Source organism: Streptomyces fuscichromogenes (assembly GCF_014645815.1).
Lineage (GTDB): Bacteria > Actinomycetota > Actinomycetes > Streptomycetales > Streptomycetaceae > Streptomyces > Streptomyces fuscichromogenes.
Genome location: NZ_BMML01000001.1, coordinates 153,374 through 168,849, shown reverse-complemented (window position 1 = coordinate 168,849; position 15,476 = coordinate 153,374). Strand labels below are relative to the sequence as shown.

The window sequence follows — 15,476 nt, the reverse complement described above, 5'->3', positions numbered from 1 at the left end:
TAAGGTCTCGCGGTCCTCGTCGGTCCAGCGGTCGGGTCCGCTCTTGATGGATTCCGATGGCCCCCGCATATGCTCTCAGCTCGTACAGACTGCCGAGAAACACATGAGCGAGGGTGGGCGGCCGGGATGGGTGAGCAGAGCGTGCGCTGGGGGATCCTGGCGACGGGCGGGATCGCGGCCGCGTTCGCGGCGGACCTGGTCGATCTGCCCGACGCGGAGATCGTGGCGGTGGCCTCGCGCTCCTCGGAGTCGGCCGCGGCGTTCGCGGACCGGTTCGGGATCGGGCGGGCGTACGGCGACTGGGAGTCGCTGGCCCGGGACGAGGACGTCGACGTCGTGTACGTCGCCACCCCGCACTCGGCGCACCGGGCGGCCGCCGGGCTGTGCCTGGCGGCGGGGCGGAACGTGCTGTGCGAGAAGCCGTTCACGATGAACGTCCGCGAGGCCGGGGAGCTGGTCGCGCTGGCGAAGGAGCACGACCGCTTCCTGATGGAGGCGATGTGGATGTACTGCAACCCGCTGGTGCGGCGGCTGACGGCGCTGGTCGCGGACGGGGCGATCGGCGAGGTCCGGACCGTGCGGGCGGACTTCGGTCTGGAGGGGCCGTTCCCGCCGGCGCACCGGCTGCGCAACCCGCTGCTCGGCGGGGGCGCGCTGCTCGACCTGGGGGTGTATCCGGTGTCGTTCGCGCAGCTGCTGCTCGGGGAGCCGGACGGGATGTCGGCGCGAGCGGTGCTCTCGGACGAGGGCGTCGATCTCCAGACGGCTGCGCTGTTCTCCTGGGAGAGCGGTGCTCTCGCTTCGGTGCACTGCTCCATCGTCGGCGGCACCGGCACCACCGCCTCGGTCACCGGTTCGCAGGGCCGGATCGACGTCCCGGACGGCTTCTTCAACCCCGAGCGCTTCGTGCTGCACCGCGACGGGCGCGACCCGCAGGAGTTCGCCCTGGACCCGGCCGACGGCCCGCGCAACACCTTCCGGCACGAGGCCGGTGAGGTCATGCGCGCCCTGCGGGCCGGCGAGAAGGAGTCCCCCCTCGTCCCCCTGGAAGGCACCCTCGCGGTGATGCGCACCCTGGACACCCTCCGCGAGCAGATCGGCGTCCACTACCCGGACGAGCGCTGAAAGCACCCCGAAGCAAAGGGCGCACCGAACTCAAAGCGCCCCGAACTCAAAGCGCCCCCGAAGGGGCGCGGGGAACTGCGCGACCAGCCACAACGCAGCCGCAGACACCCGACGACCGGATATCGCGGCCCTCCCCAGCGGAGCGCCTACGCTGCGGCCCCATGAACACAAAGCAACCGAAGATCGCCGTGGTCACCGGCGCCGGCTCCGGAATCGGACGCGCCGTGACCACCGAACTCCTGCGGGCCGGCTGGTCGGTGGCGCTGGCCGGCCGGCGCCCGGCGGCGCTGGAGGAGACGGCGGCGCTGGTGCCCGAGGGCGCCTCGCTCGCCGTACGCACGGACGTGGCGCGGCCCGAGGACGTGGACGGGCTGTTCGCGGCGGCCGTGGACCGGTTCGGGCGGGTGGACCTGCTGTTCAACAACGCGGGGACGTTCGGGCCCGGCGGGGTGGCCGTGGAGGACCTGCCGTACGAGGCGTGGCGGCACGTCGTGGACACCAACCTCAACGGGGCGTTCCTGTGCGCGCAGGCGGCGTTCCGGCAGATGAAGGAGCAGGAGCCGCAGGGCGGCCGGATCATCAACAACGGTTCCGTCTCGGCGCACGCGCCCCGCCCGCGCTCCGTCGCCTACACCGCGACCAAGCACGCGCTGACCGGCCTCACCAAGTCGCTGTCCCTGGACGGGCGGCCGTACGGCATCGCGGTCGGGCAGATCGACATCGGCAACGCGGCGACGGACATGACGGCCGGGATGCGGACCGGCGCGATGCAGGCGAACGGGGAGATCACCCCGGAACCCGTGATGGACGTCGCCGACGTGGCACGGACCGTGCGGCACATGGCCGAGCTGCCGTTGACGGCGAACGTGCAGTTCGCGACGGTGTTGGCGACGGCGATGCCGTACGTGGGCCGGGGCTGAACGGCCGTTCAGTCGGACAGTCCGCAACCTGCACATTCGGAATGCCGACGTCCGCGGTATTGCGGCCGGTAACGGGCCTATGCTCAACTCTTCTCCACCAGAACTTCACAGTTGAGGATCTGGCATTCCGCCGACCACACCGAGGGGGGAGGCGGCAGCCGTTCCACCGGACCGGGGTGGGGGTGGACCCGCGCGGGACTGCGGGTACGCACCGGTGGGTGGAGCGGCTGCCGCGTGACGTCAGCCCGCCGCGGTGTCACCCGAACCGGCCGGCGCGTCGGCCGAGCCGGGGACGGCGGCGGCACCCGCCCCGGGGACGGCGGCCCCACCGGCAGCCACCTCGGTACCGGCACCCGTCTCGGCACCGGCACCGGCACCGGACGTCCGCCGTCGTCGGCGCAGCGCCCACGCCCCCGCGCCCAGCAGCGCGAGCGTCACCGCCCCGCCCTCCGCGAGCCGCCACGCCGACGGGCCGGACGAGCCCGAACCGGCCGCCCCCGTCCCGGCCGCCCCCGCGGCCCCCTTGCCCTTGGTCGGCGACGGACCGGCACTCACCCCGCCCTCGCTGAGCGGATCGACCAGCGTGCCCACGGACCGCGCCGAACTCCCCTTCCCGAAGCCCCAGTCGAGCAGTGCGGCGGTCTGCTCGTACACGGCGTTGGTGCTGGGGGCCGGGTGCATCACGGTGACCAGCAGGGTGCGGCCGCCCCGGGTGGCGCCGCCGGTGAAGGTGTTGCCGGCGTGACTGGTGTAGCCGTTCTTGACACCGAACAGGCCCTTGTAGACGTCGAGTCCCCAGGCGCCGGTGAGCAGGCGGTCGGTGTTCTGGATCTGGAAGGTCTTCTTGCCGCCGGCCGGGAAGTCCGCGGTCCGCGTGGAGCAGTAGCCGCGGAAGTCGTCGTCCTTCAGCCCGTGCCGGGCGAAGAGGGTGAGGTCGTAGGCCGACGACAGCTGGCCCGGGTGGTCGAAGCCGTCGGGGCTGACCACATGGGTGTCCAGGGCCTGCAGGTCGGCCGCCTTGGCCTGCATCTCGGCGACGGTCTTCGCGATCCCGCCGTTCATGTGGGAGAGCACGTGCACGGCGTCGTTGCCGGAGCGCAGGAAGACGCCCTGCCACAGCTGCTCGACGGTGTAGGTGATGCCGGGCTTGATGCCGACCAGGCTGGAGCCGGCCGGGACGTCGGAGATGTCGGAGTCCTTGACCTTGTAGCGCTCGGTCCGCTCGAACTTCGTGAGCACGGTGTCCGCGAACAGCATCTTCAGGGTGGAGGCGGGCGCCAGCCGCCGGTGCGCGTTGTAGGAGGCGAGTACCTCTCCGCTGTCGCAGTCGGCGAGCAGCCAGGCGCGGGCGGTGATCTTCCTGGGGAGGCCGGTGGCGCCGTTCACCTGTATGCCGCCGCGGGCCAGCCGATCGCCGCCTATGACGGTGGCGGCCGAGGCGGGGACCGCCGCGGACAGGGGGAGAGCGGCGGCCGTCAGTCCGAGGGCGGCACGCCGGGTCAGCCGAGAGGAATCGCGCATCCCGGGACCGTACACCGCAGGCCACCGGGGCTACCCGGCAGTACCCCCTCGCCCGGCCAGGAATTTGCTGTCTTATGAAAGTTCGCTAAGACCTCGCCGTTTCTCAGCTCTGACACATGTTTTACCCAGTGTGGCTCAAAGGTTTCTCCCTAACTTGAGCTCGCGTCCACAGCGGGCGCCAAGAACCTTCGAGGAACGGGATGTTTGGCATCTATCTCAAGCGCGAGCTGGGCCGCAGAAAGAAGGCTGCCCTGGTCATCGCTCTGGGTCTGGCGCTCGGTATCGCGCTGGTCATCACGGTCAACTCGGTGTCGGCCGGCATGACTCAGGCGCAGGACAAGGTCCTCAAGTCGCTGTACGGCCTGGGGACCGACATGACGGTCACCAAGGCCCGTACCGCGCCGACCTCGGGCAGCTCGGGTGGCCCGAACTTCAAGTTCGACGCCAAGTCCAGCAGCAGTTCCACCCAGAGTTCGGACCGGGTGCAGACCCAGGGCGGCCAGGCCCTGAAGTCCTCCCTCGTCACCAAGGTCGCCGCCCAGAAGGGCGTGGAGAGCGCGGTCGGAGCGCTCTCCCTCAACGTCACCAAGGTCGACGGCTCCTTCACCCAGGGCAAGGCGAAGAGCACCACCGGCAGCAGCAGCTCCGGCAGCACCAGCAGCGGCCAGGGACAGCCGGGCGGCAGCAACAGCAGCAGCGGCTCGGGCGGTGCGCCCCAGGTCCAGGGCGGCGGCGCCAACTTCAACGTCAACAGCTACTCCGTGGCCGGTGTCGACGTGGCCCACCAGGGTCTCGGCCCGCTGTCCACCATGAAGATCAGCACGGGCAAGACCTTCACCTCCGCGCAGACCAGCGCCAAGGTCGCGGTGGTCAGCAAGTCGTACGCCAAGCAGAAGAAGTACAAGGTCGGCTCGACCTTCAAGATCTCCGGCAGCAAGTTCACGGTCATCGGCATCGCCACCCCGGACAGCAGCGAGTCCGACACCGACGTGTTCGTCCCGCTGAAGGTCGCGCAGACCCTCGGTGACGCCAAGAACCAGGTCACCACGATCTATGTGAAGGCGACCGACTCCAAGCAGATCTCCACCGTGAAGAAGGAGATCACCGCCAACATCTCGGGTACGACGGTCACCACCTCCGCCGACCTGGCGTCCACCGTCTCCGGTTCCCTCTCCACCGCCTCCAGCCTGGCGACCAGCGTCGGCAAGTGGCTGTCCATCGCGGTCCTCGCGGCGGCCTTCCTGGTGGCGGCCCTGCTGACCTCGTCCGCGGTGTCCCGCCGGGTGCGTGAGTTCGGCACCCTGAAGGCGCTCGGCTGGCCCTCGCGCAACGTGACCCGCCAGGTGGTCGGCGAGTCCATGGTCAACGGCCTGATCGGCGGCGCCCTCGGCATCGCCCTCGGTGTCGGCGCGGCCTACGCGGTCACCGCGATCAGCCCGAAGCTCACCGCCCAGCTGGGCAGCACCGGTGGCGGTGGCGGCGCGGGCGGCGGCCCGGGCGGCGGCGGCCCCGGCCAGCAGGCCACCCAGAACACCCTGGAGATCGCGCTGTCCGCGCCCGTCTCCCTCACCACCATCGGCCTCGCGGTCGGCCTCGCGGTCACCGGCGGTCTGATCGCCGGTGCGATGGGCGGCTGGCGCGCCTCCCGGATGCGCCCGGCCGACGCCCTGCGCAGCGTCGCGTAACACCCCGCCCCCGAGCCGGGGCGCCGCTTCCACTCCCCCCGGGACGCGGCGCCCCCACCCCCTTACCACCCAGTGGAGAACCCATGTACAGACTCACCGGAGTCACCAAGCGCTACACGCGGGGCAAGGAGACGGTCGAGGCGCTGCGCGGCGTCGACCTGACCATCGAGGACGGCGACCAGCTCGTCATCCAGGGCCCGACCGGCGGCGGCAAGTCGACCCTGCTCCAGATGATCGGCGGCCTGGACCGCCCGTCCGAGGGCAGCGTCATGCTGGACGACGTCGACCTCGCCCGGGTCAGCGAGACCAAGCTGACCCGGCTGCGCGCCGAGAAGATCGGCATCATCTTCCAGTCGTTCAACCTGATCCCGACGCTCACCGCCCAGGAGAACGTCGAGACGGCCCTCGTCCCGCTCGGCATCAAGCCGGCGGACCGCCGCGAGCGCGCGGCCGAGGCCCTGCGCTCGGTGGGCCTCGGCGAGCGCCTCACGCACGCCCCCTCGGAGCTCTCCGGCGGCCAGCAGCAGCGCGTCGCGATCGCCCGCGCGCTGGTGAAGAAGCCGAAGGTGCTCCTCGCCGACGAGCCGACCGGCAACCTCGACGAGGGCACCCGTGACGACATCATGGCGCTGCTCGAAGGCCTGTGGCACGAGTACGGCCTGACCTTCATCATGGTCACCCACGACTCCTCCATCGCCCGTCGCGCGCCGCGCCTGGCCACCATCAAGGCCGGCCAGATCACCCTCACCGAGCAGGGCGACGCCCGGCGGTACGCCCAGCAGGCGGCGGGGCACGACGCCCAGCCGCAGCAGGCGGCGGAGTACGGCCGGCAGCAGTACGTGCAGCAGCAGTACGGGGGTGGCCAGGGCTACTGACACACCGGCAGTGAGCGGCCGGGGCCGCTCATCGCCCGAGGAGCAGGTCGATCTCGGCCAGCTGCCCGGCGGTGAGCGGCCCCTTCGCCATCGCGCCGGCGTTCTGCTCCGCCTGCGCGACGGACCGGAAACCGGGGATGGGGACCGTACGCGGACTGCGCGCCCAGATCCAGCCGAGGGCGCCCTGGGCGAGGGTCCGCCCGTCGCTGGTGAGGATCTCGCGCAGGGCCTCGATCCGCCCGACCCACGCGGGATCGGCGCCGTCGCCGTCCCCGAACCCGGGCAGCCAGGCCGGCGGCCTGCTCCGGATGTCGCCGTCGGCGGCCCCCGTCCGCCGTCCGCCGAGCAACCCCATGGCGAGCGGGCTGCGGTTGATGGCGGCGAGCTCCGACTCCTCTGCCAACGCCAGGAGTTCGGGAGCGTCCTGCAGCACGTTGAGGGTGTGCTGCACGGCCGTGCAGTGCGGTCCCGCGGCGAAGACGGCGGCGCGGTCGGGGTCGTCGGTGCTCCAGCCGTAGGCCCGGATCAGCCCCTCGCCGACCAATTCCTCGCAGACATCCCGGAGTTCGGCGGCACGGACCGGGTCGGCGTCGGAGAGGTGCAGCTGGTAGAGGTCGACGTGGTCGGTGCCGAGGCGCCGCAGCGAGGCGGTGAGGGCGCGGCGGACGTGGGCCGGGGAGTCGTCGCCGCCGGTGAGGGTGCGGGTCTCCTCGTCGAAGACGTTGCCCCACTTGGTGGCGACGACGACCTCGTCCCGCCGCTTGCCGAGGGCGCGGCCGAGGACGCGCTCGCTGTGGCCGGCGCCGTAGGTGTCGGCGGTGTCGAAGAAGGTGACGCCGAGGTCGAGGGCTCGGTGCACCGCCCGTACGGACTCCTCGTCGTCGACCCTGCCCCAGCCGAGCGGCTGCCCGGTGGCGTCCTGCCACTCGCCTCCGATGGCCCAGCACCCGAAGCCGAGCGCGCTGACCCGGATGCCGGAACGCCCCAGCGTCCTGGTGGTGCCGTCGGTGCCGATGCCTCCGGTTCCCTTGCTCCCGGTTGCGCTGTTCTGGGTCGCGTCGCGCTCGGTTGCCCTGCTCTCGGTTTCCATGGTCGAGGACGCTAGAGGTTGAAGCGCACACGAAGGCAAGGGAATTGCCGGACCCGCCGCCCTGTCGTCCTGCCGCCCTGCCGCTACGCCTGCCCGGTCTCGAAGCGGGAGATACGGCCGTCGTCCTCGACCGTGAAGTCCCAGCGGGTGACCATCTCGCCCCAGGTGTCGTTGCGGTAGTGGGCGAGCAGGGAGCGGCCGCCGTTGGACTCGTTGTCGACGTCCAGGTGACCGTTGGAGGAGAAGATCTCCCGGTCGATCCAGTCGTCGAGGTTCCGGTCGTCGCCGTCGTCGGCCATGGTCGCGTCCGCGGTGAGGAGCTTGCGGAAGCTGTCCCGGTCGCTGGCGTTGACGGCGGTGACGAAGGCCCGGACGGCGGGGTCGCTGAGCTTGGCTGTCTTGATCGTCATGTCAGTCAGCGTCACATCGGTCCCGGCGGCCCGCCACCCGAACGGCGGCGAGGACGGGCCGACCGGGTGGCCCGGGTGCGACGGTGGAACCCCGTGATCCGCCGTCCCCGATGGGAGCTTCCGTGACCTGCTACGACCGACGTGACGTAGGCCTGCTGCTGCTCCGGCTGGGGACCGGCGGGGTGCTGGCGGCGCACGGCGCGCAGAAGCTGTTCGGCTGGTTCGGCGGGGGCGGGATCGAGGGCACCGGCCGGTTCATGGAGTCGGTCGGGTACGCGCCCGGTCGGCAGAGCGCGCTGGCGGCGGGGCTGGCGGAGGCGGGCGGCGGGACACTGCTGGCGCTGGGGCTGGCGACGCCGGCGGCGGGGGCCGCGGCGGCCGGGTCGATGGCGGGCGCGGCCGCCCTGCACATGCCGAACGGCTTCTTCGCCGCGGAGGGCGGCTACGAGTACGCGGCGACCCTGGGCCTGGCCGCCGCGGGCCTGGCCGTCACGGGCCCCGGCCGGCTCTCCCTGGACCATGCGCTCGGGCATGTCCTCGACCGGGGCTGGATGGTCCCGGCGGCGCTGGGCGTGACGGCGGCGGCGACGGCGGTGGTGATCGGCGCGCGGAACCGGCGGGTGCGGCGGGCGAAGGAGGGCGAGCAGGAGGCGCTGTTCGAGGAGTAGCTGCGGGGTGGGGCGGGGTGGGGCGGGGCAGGCTACCGGCCATGACGCAACAGCGGACGCCGCACTGTGAGCCGCCGGACCTGTGGACCTCCGTCGAGGACCTCTGGACCTGGCTGGACGCCAACCGGAAACACGACGGCGAGACCGGTCTCGTCCTGCGCATGCTCAAGCTCACGGAGGAGGTCGGCGAGGTCGCCCAGGCGGTGATCGGGGCGACCGGCCAGAACCCCCGCAAGGGCGTCACCCACACCTGGGAGGACGTACAGGGGGAGCTGTGCGACGTGGTGATCACGGCCCTGGTGGCGCTGCGCACACTGACACCGGACCCGGCGGGGGTGTTCGAACGGCACCTGGCGGGGGTGACGGAACGCTCGCTGGGGCCGGCCGCGTCGTCCGGCTGACTGTCCACGGCTCACGGCTCACGGCTGCTCGGCGTACGACTGTGTCCGCATCGAACATATGTCAGCCTGCCGGTCCGGAACACATGTCCCGGATCGGCAGGTGCGGACCGAGGCCTGGACCTCTGCCTCTGCCTGTGCCTGTGCCTGGACCTGGGTCTAGGCGTCGGCGTCCGCGTCGGCCTCCGGGGCCTGCGGCTCCGGTGACTCCTGTGCTGCCGGGAGGACGTAGAAGACCGCTCGGCCCTGCTTGGTGCGCTGGGCACGGTTCCTGGCGACCAGGTTCTCCAGCGTCGTGCGGATCACCGTCGTCTTGATGGTGCGGCCGGGCTGACCGGCCCTGATCGCCTCGGCGACGTCGGTCGCGGACCGCGGCTCCCGCTGCTGGGCGAGGTAGGCGTGCACGGCCTCGACGAGGCTCGGCTTCGGCGCCGCGGGCGCCGGCTTGGCGGCGGCACGGCGGTTCGGCGCGGGCTCGGTCCGCTGGTGCGGCACAGCGGCCTCGACGGTGTCGGCGTCGGTGTCGGCGGCCCCTGGAACGGTCGTGGTCCCGGGCGCGGTCGTGGTCCCGGGCGCAGTGCCCTGCGGGGTGAGCGCATGCTGCAACCGCTCCAGCACCGCCCTGTTGTCCCGTACCGCGCGCAACTCCGCTTCCAGGGCGGCGATCTCGGTGGCGAGGCGGTCCTGTTTCTCTGCGTTGAGTTCGAGGTCCTGCGCGATCCGCGCGCTGTACTCGGACGCCAGCTCGGTGCCGGGTGACTCGGACATACGGTCGGACCTCTCGTCGATGTGCTCCACGCGGCGAAGTCGATGTGCTCCGCGCGGTGACACACAGCCTACGCACCCGGGAGGTCCCGCGGACATGACTCGGGCCGACCGGTGTCTCAACCGGCGGCGGTGGACCGGCGGATCGTCACCCGGATGTGCTTCATCAGCGGCTGGTAGCTCTGTTCGCTGTAGTCGCACAGGGCGATCAGCACGTTCATCTCGGGCATGTACCCGGCCGCGCAGCCGCGGGGCAGGTCGTAGGGGACGGCGAGAAAGCCGTTCAGCTCCCGGGTGCTGCCGTCCTTGGCGGTGCTGGTGATGTCGACCGGTTCGAACTCCTCGATACCGCGTTCGCGCATGTCGGCGGGGTTCATGAAGACGAGGGTGCGCAGGTTCCTGATGCCCCGGTAGCGGTCGTTGTCGGAGTAGATCGTGGTGTTCCACTGGTCGTGCGAGCGCATGGTGCCGAGCGCCAGGGTGCCCGGCTCGGGCACGACGTCGGGCAGCGGCGCCGAGGAGAACTCGGCGAGCCCCGTCGGCGTGCGGAAGACCAGTTCCCGCGCGGGCTGCCGGATCCGGAAGCCCAACGGCAGCCGTACCCGCCGGTTGAAGTCCTCGAAGCCGTCGAGGACCCGGGCCATGGTGTCGCGGATCCGGTCGTAGTCCTCGACGTACCAGGCCCACGGCGTACCGCTGTCGGGGAGCGCGGCGCGGGCGATACCGGCGATGACGGCGGGTTCGGACAGCAGGTGCGGGGAGGCCGGCCTCTTCATGCCGACCGACAGGTGCACCATGCTCATCGAGTCCTCGACCGAGGTGCTCTGGACGCCGTGGCGCTGGTGGTCCTTCTCGGTACGGCCGAGGCAGGGCAGGATCAACGCCTGCCGGCCGTGGACCAGATGGCTGCGGTTGAGCTTGGTGCTCACCTGGACGGTGAGTTCGCAGGCGCGCAGCGCCTCGTAGGTGGCCCGGGTGTCGGGCGCGGCGAGCGCGAAGTTGCCGCCCATGCCGATGAACACCTTGACCTCGCCGCGCTGCATCGCCTGGATGGTGCCGACGGTGTCGAGCCCGTGCCGCCGGGGCGGGTCGATCCCGCACACCTCGGCGAGCCGGTCCAGGAACTGCGGTTCGGGCCGGTGGTCGATGCCGCACGTCCGGTTGCCCTGCACGTTGCTGTGCCCGCGCACGGGTGAGGGGCCCGCGCCCTCGCGGCCGAGGTTGCCGCGCAGCAGCAGGACGTTGACGATCTCCCGCACGGTGTCCACGCCGTGCTCGTGCTGGCTGACGCCGAGGCACCAGCTGAAGATGGAGCGGTCCGCGTCCCGGTAGATCCGGGCCGCGTGGAGGATGTCGGCGCGGCTGATCCCGGACTGCCGCTCGATCTCCTCCCAGGGCGTGGCCTCGCACAGCTTCCGGTACTCCTCGAAGCCGCTGGTGTACCGGTCGATGAACTCCTGGTCGAGTGCCTTGGGATCGGAGGCGGCCTGGTCCAGGACCGCCTTGGCGATACCCCGCAGCAGCGCCATGTCACCGCCGACGCGCACCTGGAGGTCGAGGGTCCCGGTGCGGGTGGGGTGCAGGGCGGCCATGTCCACGAAGTCGTGCGGGATGATGGTCCGCCGCGCGGCCGCCTCGATCAGCGGGTTGACGTGCACGATCTGGGCGCCCCGCCGGTAGGCGTCGGCGAGCGCGGTGAGCATCCGGGGCGCGTTCGAGGCGGCGTTCACGCCCATGATGAAGAGGGCGTCGGTGGCGTCCCAGTCCTTGAGGTCGACGGTCCCCTTGCCGGTGCCGAGCGAGTCGGCGAGGGCGCGGCCGCTGGCCTCGTGGCACATGTTGGAACAGTCGGGCAGGTTGTTGGTGCCGAGTTCGCGGGCCATGAGCTGGTACAGGAAGGTGGCCTCGTTGCCGAGCCGCCCGGAGGTGTAGAAGGCCGCCCGGTTCGGATCGTCCAGCCCCCGCAGCACCCGTCCGACCAGCTGGAACGCGTCCCGCCAGCTGATCGGCAGGTAGTGGTCCGACGCGCCGTCGTAGACCATCGGCTCGGTCAGCCGCCCCTGGTCCTCCAGCGCGAAGTCGCTCCACTCGGACAGTTCGCCGACGGAGTGGGCGGCGAAGAACTCCCGCCCGACCCGCTTGCGGGTCATCTCCCAGGTGACGTGCTTGACCCCGTTCTCACAGAGATCGAGCCGCAGCCCCTTCGTGTCGTCCGGCCACGCGCATCCGGGGCAGTCGAACCCCTCCCCCTCGTGATTCATCTTCATGATCGCCCGCGGCCCGTCGACGAGCGCACGCTCCCGCACCAGGAACTTGCTGACGCTCTTGGCGGCGCCCCAGCCGGCGGCCGGATGGTGGTACGGATGGAAGAACGGCTCGCCCTCGGGCCTCGGCCCTATCCGGGGCTCGACCTGCTCCCCCTCGTCCTGCCGCAGCCGCTTCTGCTCGTCGTGGGAGGTGCTCACGGCTCTCACCCTTCGCCGGCGCGGGGTACACACCGCCGGGAGGGCAGCGGCGTCTTTTTCATGCTAGGCAGGGTGTTCCGGGGAGGCCAGGCGAGGCGGAACAGGCGAGACGCACGGCAGGGCGCTTCCGGCCCGGCCTGCGGCCCCGCCCCGGCTTCGGAGCGGGGCCGCGGGCACGGGCACGCGTGTGCGCGTAGGCGCTGGGCGTCGGCGTCGGCGTCGGCGTCGGCGTCGGTTCAGCAGGCGATGACGTACCAGACCGGCGTCCAGTCGACGGTGCGCGAGTCATAGGCGGTGGAGGTGAACAGGAGGTTGTGGTTCTTGCCGTAGAACTTCGCCACGGTGCCCGGCGTCTGGTTGTTGATGAGGGGCCCGGAGCCGATCAGGTTGGGCAGCTGGAACTCGAAGTCGCAGTCGTAGTACTGGAACCAGCTGCCGTTGGCGGCCTGCCCGCACACGTAGTAGTACGGACAGGTCAGCTGGGCCGTCGCGGGGCCCGACGACGCGGCGGAGGCCGAGGTGGCGCCGATCAGCGATCCGCCCACCAGTGCCGCCGTGGCACATAAGGTCGCGGCCAGCTTGCGCAGTGACATGGGTGTCCCCCTTGAGGTCTTCGTGAGGTCTTCGTGAGGTCCTCGGTCGGTGGGGCCGGGGTCCACGGCCCTTCACCAGGGTGGGCTGGGAGGCGCCGGGGAGGCCAGTTGTTTCAGCGAGCGCCGAAAACCTCAGGTCGGAGCGTTGCCGCCGGGCAGGCGACCGCTGAGCAGGGCGGTGCCGAGCGGGGTGAGGCTGTGCAGGACCTGGTTGCCGGTGCGATGGCTGCGCACCAGGTTTGCGGCGGCGAGCGCGTGCACGTGCTGGCTCGCCGAGGCCGGTGAGACGCGCAGGAGCCGGGCGAGTTCCCCGGTGGTGGCCGTGTCGCCCAGTGCGGTCAGGACACGGGCACGGGTGTGGCCCAGCAGGGTGGGCAGCGCCTGCCGGCCGGCCTCGGCCGCGCCCGGGGCTCCGTGGTCGACGGGATAGACCAGGACGGGCTCCAGCTCCGGGTCGACCAGCGAGATCGGGGTGGGCCAGCAGAAGTACGACGGAACGAGCCGCAGTCCGCGCCCGGCCAGCCGGAGGTCGCGGTCAGCCGGATAGTCGACGTGCAGCACCGGGGGTTCCCAGCGGGCGAAGGGGCCCAGCGAGCCGAGCAGCCCGTGGACCCCGCTGTCCCGCAGTCTCCGGGCGCGCAGAACGCGGTCCGCCTCGGCCAGCGCGGCGGCCTCCGGCCAGTCCACGGCGGTGACCACCCCGTGCACCGCGCGCATGACGTCGGTCAGATCGGTCATCCGGCCCCGGTCACCGGCCGCGAGGTCGCGCACCCACAATGGCGTACGTCTGCCCTGGGGTCCGCAGTCCGCCAGCAACCGCAGTTCGCAGCCCAGCCGTTCGCGCGGGGTACCCCGCACCGCGTCGAGCCCCGCGTCGAGTCCGTTCGCCGCCGCGCCCGGGTTGAGAAAGTCCGGGAAGGCACCCTTGCCGGGCACCAGCACCGCCAGCAGCCGTACGGCTTCCGCCAGTTGCCGTTGCCCGACCAGAGCGCGGGCCTGCCGCCGCCAGGACCGGAAGACGCGTGTCCCCCGCCCCGGACGGATCAGCTGCTGCAGGCCGAGCGTGGTCTCCCACAACGGATCGAGCTCCGTGGCCACCTGGACCCGGGCCAGGTCGTCAGCGGTGAAGTGAACGCGTAACACAACCCTGTTCCCCCACAGATGCGGTCGGCGCGGTCCTTCTCGCGCCACCAGACTGCCATCCGAGGCGCGCGGTGGCGTGGGGGACGCCGGGGGCGGGATGCATATCAGGACATGGCGGGCTCCGGCCACCACACCGCCACACCGCCACACCGCCACCGAGACAACACCGGGCGCGGCAGGCTCCAGACCGCGGGACCGGACGAGTCGGGGACGAGCGCCGTGACCAGGCTCTCGGGGAGCACGCTCGCGTCGGCCGCGCTCCAGCTCGCCGTGCAGGGCGGCCGGCCTACTGCCGGACGAGGAGGCGGAGACACCGGCTGCCGCCCACCGGGTGAGCACCCCGGAATCCGCGAACCGCGTGCCGGAGTCCGTGAAGGTGGGCGACAGTCTCAGCACCGCCATGGCCATCATGGTGCTGCGGGGGTTGCAGCCGACTTCCCGTCTTCCCGTCCTGAGGCCGAACGGCCGTCTGTACGGCGTCGTCAGCCGGCAGTCGATCGGCCGCGCGCATGGCCGACGCCTAGGCGGACTTGGTGGCTGCCACGCTCAAGGGGCCGCAGAGGCCGACCGTTCGGACGAACTGCTCGACTGGATCGGCGCGGTCCACCAGTCCGGCTACGTCCTGGTGCGCGACCACGACCACAAGGTCCGCCGCCTGATCACCGCCGCCGACCCGACCGTCCGGTTCGGCACCCGGGTACGCCCCTTCGTCCTCGTCGAGGAGATCGAGCAGCGCCTGCGCGGGGGCGTCGACCAGCGCGTACCACTGGACCGTCGCAGGGCTGCCGTCCCCCGGCACCGCGCCTCCCGGGTGCGTTCCGCGGCCAACCCGGCCTTCGGGGCGTACGGCCACCTGCTCCGGCTCCGGGTCCGGCTCCGGGTCCCGGAGAACCGGCCGGCGCTCGGCTGGGGCATCGACCAGAAATCCTTCCTCGCGGCACTGGAGGAATGCCGCGACTGCCACTTCCGAACGGCCTGACGCGCTTCAGTCCGAGCCCCATCACGGACGACCGACTCCACCCGGCACCGGACCTGTCGGAACCGCCGCGCTCGGTGGACCCGCAGGTGTGAGCCTGCTACGCGGCACCGTAGCCCCTGACACACGCGGCGAACCTCAGCGCCACCTCACGCCACACCGGGGCCGCGACCGCGTCGTCCCGCACCGCCGCCCGGCGCAGTTCCTCCCGGTCCACTCCATATCGCTCGGCCCGGCCCTCAGGCCACTGCGCGATGCGCTCCGGTCCGGTCTCCGGATGGAACTGCACACCCCAGGCCGCGTCACCGACCCGGAACGCCTGATAGGGGCACAGCTCGCTGCCGGCCAGCCAGTGTGCCCCCGGGGGCAGCCGCACGATGGCGTCCAAGTGGTTCTCGATCGCCGTAGGACGCTCCGGCAGCCCCCGGAACAGCGGGTCCTCGGCCGCCTCCGCCCGCAAGGTCAGCACGGTGCTCCCGAACTCCGGCTCGCCGTAGCCGCCCGCCACCTCTCCGCCCGCCACCTGTGCGAGCATCTGGCCCCCGAGGCAGATCCCGAACACGGGCACGCCCTCGTCCAACGCCTGCCTCATCAACGCCCGCGCACCCGGTAGCCAGGGCGCCCGCTCGTCGTCGTCCGGAAGCATCGCCCCACCCAGCACCACCAGCGCCTGATGCTCCAGCCGCCCCGGCAACTCCTCCCCCGCATACCCCCGCACCACCTCCACCCCCACCCCGCTCCCGGCCAGCCACCGGCCCCACCGCCCCGGCCCTGCGTGCTCGGCGTTCTGCACCACCAGAGCCGTCGCCATGTTCTCCCCCCACATCCCGGTTCGGCTTTGT

15 protein-coding genes are annotated in these 15,476 nt (G+C 71.8%); 7 read left to right on the top strand and 8 right to left on the bottom strand.

What is annotated here, in order from left to right:
- Positions 1-126: 126 nt before the first annotated feature.
- Positions 127-1,125, top strand: a complete 999-nt coding sequence (locus tag IEZ11_RS00755) for a Gfo/Idh/MocA family protein (protein WP_189260533.1) — start codon at positions 127-129, stop codon at positions 1,123-1,125.
- A gap of 161 nt (positions 1,126-1,286) precedes the next feature.
- Positions 1,287-2,045: an SDR family oxidoreductase gene (locus IEZ11_RS00750; protein ID WP_189260532.1), complete on the top strand. Its 759-nt coding sequence runs from the start codon at positions 1,287-1,289 to the stop codon at positions 2,043-2,045.
- Between the two features lie 240 nt (positions 2,046-2,285).
- Here the strand turns inward: IEZ11_RS00750 and IEZ11_RS00745 are convergent, their stop codons facing one another.
- Complete coding sequence (locus IEZ11_RS00745) at positions 2,286-3,566, bottom strand: D-alanyl-D-alanine carboxypeptidase family protein (protein ID WP_189260531.1); 1,281 nt, start codon at positions 3,564-3,566, stop codon at positions 2,286-2,288.
- Between the two features lie 200 nt (positions 3,567-3,766).
- Here IEZ11_RS00745 and IEZ11_RS00740 point away from each other — a divergent pair, with 200 nt between their 5' ends.
- Entirely contained in the window at positions 3,767-5,251 is a 1,485-nt protein-coding gene (locus IEZ11_RS00740) for an ABC transporter permease (RefSeq protein ID WP_189260530.1), read from the top strand.
- 83 nt (positions 5,252-5,334) lie between these two features.
- The gene (locus IEZ11_RS00735; protein WP_229712758.1) at positions 5,335-6,126 is read left to right on the top strand and encodes an ABC transporter ATP-binding protein; all 792 of its coding nucleotides are present in this window, start codon (positions 5,335-5,337) and stop codon (positions 6,124-6,126) included.
- A 28-nt stretch (positions 6,127-6,154) separates the two neighbouring features.
- Here IEZ11_RS00735 and IEZ11_RS00730 read toward each other — a convergent pair whose 3' ends face one another.
- A complete protein-coding gene (locus IEZ11_RS00730; RefSeq protein WP_189260529.1) occupies positions 6,155-7,216 on the bottom strand; it encodes an aldo/keto reductase in 1,062 nt (353 codons plus the stop codon).
- 83 nt (positions 7,217-7,299) lie between these two features.
- Positions 7,300-7,626, bottom strand: a complete 327-nt coding sequence (locus tag IEZ11_RS00725; RefSeq protein ID WP_189260528.1) for a nuclear transport factor 2 family protein — start codon at positions 7,624-7,626, stop codon at positions 7,300-7,302.
- Between the two features lie 122 nt (positions 7,627-7,748).
- Here IEZ11_RS00725 and IEZ11_RS00720 point away from each other — a divergent pair, with 122 nt between their 5' ends.
- Positions 7,749-8,294: a DoxX family membrane protein gene (locus tag IEZ11_RS00720; protein WP_189260527.1), complete on the top strand. Its 546-nt coding sequence runs from the start codon at positions 7,749-7,751 to the stop codon at positions 8,292-8,294.
- A gap of 41 nt (positions 8,295-8,335) precedes the next feature.
- Complete coding sequence (locus IEZ11_RS00715) at positions 8,336-8,695, top strand: MazG-like family protein (protein ID WP_189260526.1); 360 nt, start codon at positions 8,336-8,338, stop codon at positions 8,693-8,695.
- Positions 8,696-8,851: 156 nt separating this feature from the next.
- Here the strand turns inward: IEZ11_RS00715 and IEZ11_RS00710 are convergent, their stop codons facing one another.
- The 4 genes from IEZ11_RS00710 to IEZ11_RS00695 all read right to left on the bottom strand — a co-directional run bounded on the left by IEZ11_RS00710 (position 8,852) and on the right by IEZ11_RS00695 (position 13,658).
- Complete coding sequence (locus tag IEZ11_RS00710) at positions 8,852-9,460, bottom strand: hypothetical protein (protein ID WP_189260525.1); 609 nt, start codon at positions 9,458-9,460, stop codon at positions 8,852-8,854.
- Between the two features lie 116 nt (positions 9,461-9,576).
- On the bottom strand, positions 9,577-11,922 hold the full coding sequence (locus tag IEZ11_RS00705; protein ID WP_373294794.1) for an FdhF/YdeP family oxidoreductase: 2,346 nt from the start codon (positions 11,920-11,922) through the stop codon (positions 9,577-9,579).
- Between the two features lie 236 nt (positions 11,923-12,158).
- Positions 12,159-12,515: a hypothetical protein gene (locus tag IEZ11_RS00700; protein ID WP_189260524.1), complete on the bottom strand. Its 357-nt coding sequence runs from the start codon at positions 12,513-12,515 to the stop codon at positions 12,159-12,161.
- A 132-nt stretch (positions 12,516-12,647) separates the two neighbouring features.
- Entirely contained in the window at positions 12,648-13,658 is a 1,011-nt protein-coding gene (locus IEZ11_RS00695; RefSeq protein WP_229712757.1) for an ArsR/SmtB family transcription factor, read from the bottom strand.
- Between the two features lie 331 nt (positions 13,659-13,989).
- Between IEZ11_RS00695 and IEZ11_RS00690 the strand changes: the two genes are divergently transcribed.
- Positions 13,990-14,637: a CBS domain-containing protein gene (locus IEZ11_RS00690; RefSeq protein ID WP_189261119.1), complete on the top strand. Its 648-nt coding sequence runs from the start codon at positions 13,990-13,992 to the stop codon at positions 14,635-14,637.
- Positions 14,638-14,734: 97 nt separating this feature from the next.
- Here the strand turns inward: IEZ11_RS00690 and IEZ11_RS00685 are convergent, their stop codons facing one another.
- Positions 14,735-15,445 carry a type 1 glutamine amidotransferase gene (locus IEZ11_RS00685; RefSeq protein ID WP_189260522.1) on the bottom strand — a complete coding sequence of 237 codons (711 nt, stop codon included), beginning with the start codon at positions 15,443-15,445 and terminating at the stop codon, positions 14,735-14,737.
- Between the last annotated feature and the right edge of the window lie 31 nt (positions 15,446-15,476).

Excerpts from the sequence above, each read along its gene's own strand:
- IEZ11_RS00755 (WP_189260533.1), top strand. The coding sequence starts at position 127 with ATGGGTGAGCAGAGCGTGCGCTGGGGGATCCTGGCGACGGGCGGGATC.
- IEZ11_RS00750 (WP_189260532.1), top strand. The coding sequence starts at position 1,287 with ATGAACACAAAGCAACCGAAGATCGCCGTGGTCACCGGCGCCGGCTCC.
- IEZ11_RS00745 (WP_189260531.1), bottom strand. The coding sequence starts at position 3,566 with ATGCGCGATTCCTCTCGGCTGACCCGGCGTGCCGCCCTCGGACTGACG.
- IEZ11_RS00740 (WP_189260530.1), top strand. The coding sequence starts at position 3,767 with ATGTTTGGCATCTATCTCAAGCGCGAGCTGGGCCGCAGAAAGAAGGCT.
- IEZ11_RS00735 (WP_229712758.1), top strand. The coding sequence starts at position 5,335 with ATGTACAGACTCACCGGAGTCACCAAGCGCTACACGCGGGGCAAGGAG.
- IEZ11_RS00730 (WP_189260529.1), bottom strand. The coding sequence starts at position 7,216 with ATGGAAACCGAGAGCAGGGCAACCGAGCGCGACGCGACCCAGAACAGC.
- IEZ11_RS00725 (WP_189260528.1), bottom strand. The coding sequence starts at position 7,626 with ATGACGATCAAGACAGCCAAGCTCAGCGACCCCGCCGTCCGGGCCTTC.
- IEZ11_RS00715 (WP_189260526.1), top strand. The coding sequence starts at position 8,336 with ATGACGCAACAGCGGACGCCGCACTGTGAGCCGCCGGACCTGTGGACC.
- IEZ11_RS00710 (WP_189260525.1), bottom strand. The coding sequence starts at position 9,460 with ATGTCCGAGTCACCCGGCACCGAGCTGGCGTCCGAGTACAGCGCGCGG.
- IEZ11_RS00700 (WP_189260524.1), bottom strand. The coding sequence starts at position 12,515 with ATGTCACTGCGCAAGCTGGCCGCGACCTTATGTGCCACGGCGGCACTG.
- IEZ11_RS00685 (WP_189260522.1), bottom strand. The coding sequence starts at position 15,445 with ATGGCGACGGCTCTGGTGGTGCAGAACGCCGAGCACGCAGGGCCGGGG.